General features: G+C 77.2%; 1 pseudogene. It reads right to left on the reverse strand.

Annotated features, from left to right (window positions below):
- Window positions 1–2,162, reverse strand: a pseudogene (locus ACOADB_RS21995) (hypothetical protein); the annotation flags it as partial.

Consider the following 2,162-nt stretch of genomic DNA (forward strand, 5'->3'; position numbering starts at 1 on the left):
GCGCGGGCACGCTCGGCCTCGGCGACGGCGCGGTCGCGTTCCTGGGCGAGCTCCGCGGCGCGGGCCTCGGCTGCCTCGCGAACGGCTGCCTGCTCGGCGGCGAGTGCCTCCGCCTGCGCCCGGGCAGTCACGGCGTCGGCAGCGGCCACCTCGTGTTCGTGGGCGAGCTCGGCGGCACGCGAGCTGTCCGCGGCGCGTGCTGCGGCGAGCGCTTCGGCGTCGGCCCGTGCTGCGGCCTGTTCAGCGGCGAGCGCCTCGGCCTCGGCGCGAGCCAGCGCTGCGGCCGTGATCGCCTGTTCGCGTTCCTGGGCGATCTCGGTGACGCGTGCCTCGGCGTCCGCACGTGCGCGCACCTGCTCGGCAGCGAGGGCCTCGGCCTCGGCGCGTGCCTGCGTCTGGGCGGCCGCCATGGCCTCGGCCTCGGCGCGCGCCCGGGCATGCTCGAGTGCGGTTTCCTGCGCCTGGAGCAGCTCGGACTGCAGGCTGCTCACGGCCTGGGTGTGGACGGCGGCCGACGCCTCGAGCTCGGCCAGTGCTGCTGCGGCGCGGGTCTCGGCGTCGATGCGGGCCTGCGTCGCGCCCGCGGCGAACTCGGCCGCGAGGGTCAGCGCCTCGGTCGCAGCACGGTTCTCCTCGGCGAGGGAGGCCGCAGAGGCGTGGGCGGACGCTGCCGCTGCCTGCGCTTCAGCGGCGAGCTCGAGCTGTTCGCGCGCGGCGACCTCGGCAAGGCGCCGGGCCTCGTGGGCCTCCTCGGCGCGTTGCGCCTGCTGGGTTGCGGATTCGTCGGCCGCCACGCGTGCCGCGACCTGTACTTCGGCGCGTTCGGCGGCTTCCTCGGCCCGGCGCTCAGCGGCCTCGGCGGTCTCGAGTGCGATGCGCGCGAGATCGGCCTGTTCGAGAGCGGCCTGCTCGGCTGCCCGACGCGACTCGTGTGCGTCCTGGGCGAGGCGCGCGTGGTCAGCAGCAGCCTGTTCGGCAGCGGCGCGTCCCTCCACGGCCTGGCGGGCGAGGGCGCCGTGCTCCTCGGCGCTGGCGGCAGCCTGTTCGGCGAGCAGCCGGGCGCGGTCCTCGGCTGCCTCGGCTGCCTTGTGGGCTTCCTGGGCGAGCGCAGCCTGCTGCCGGGCTGCGTCCTCGGCGAGGGCGCGGGCCTGGGCGATCTCGGCGGAGGTTCGCTCGGTCGCTGCACGCTCTTCGAGCATGCGTCGTGCGAACTCGGCGTGCTCGGCTGCGCTGACGGCCGCTGCTTCAGCCATGACGCGGGCGCGTTCCTCGGCGATCGCGCGGTCGTCGTGGGCCTGGCGGGCGGTGGCGGCGTGCTGCTCGGCCGCGGCCTCGGCGACCTGACGTGCGGCGGCGGCCGCGGCGGCGAGCTCGGCCTGTTCACGGGCCCGGTCCTCGGCGGCCCAGCGTTCGGCGTGGGCCGCGGAGGCGCGTTCGGCCTGCTCGATCGCGTGCCGCTCGGCCTCTTCGCGGCGGGCGGTCTCGGCGTCGGCGGATTCGGCGCGTTCGCGGGCGGCGCGCTCGGCTGCCTCGCGCGCGGCGAACTCGGCGCGGGCGAGCTCCTCGGCCTCGACCCGGGCTCGGTGAGCGGTCGCCGCGGTCTCCGCCTGCTCCTGCGCGAGGCGGTCGGCCTCGGCGCGAGCGACGTTGGCCCGCTGCGCGGCTTCTTCCGCGACGAGGCGCTCGGCCGCCTGTTCGGCCGCGGCCAGCTCGGCGTCGCGGCGCAGGCGGGCGGCCAGCGCGGCCACGACCTCGGCGTTGTCCGGCCCCTCGGGAGCGGCGCTGTCGCGTTCCTCGTCGCCGTCCGTCGGTACGACGGTCGGGGTCAGTTCGGCCTCGATCTCGGCGCGGGCGTGCGCGAGCACCTCGGAGGGTCGGCGCGGGACGTCGCGCGGACCGTCGGCATTCGGGATCGGCTCCTCGAGCATCGGGGCATCGACGAAGTCCGGGATCACACGTGCGTCCGGCTTGGGCGCCGCGCTCGGCCCGCTGCCCCGGCGCCGCAACCGGGCCAGGCCCTTGGGGGCGGGGGCGGGAATGGGCTCGGCGAAGCCTCCGTCGACAGCGGCCGCGATGACGCGCTGGCCGGCGACCTCGTCGGTCACCCGGTCGCCGAGTGAACGTTCCTCGGGAGCGTGGTCCGGCGTCTCCTCGACGTCCGC

It is taken from the genome of Nocardioides sp. CPCC 206348, assembly GCF_048654705.1.
In the GTDB taxonomy this organism is placed as follows: Bacteria; Actinomycetota; Actinomycetes; order Propionibacteriales; family Nocardioidaceae; genus Nocardioides.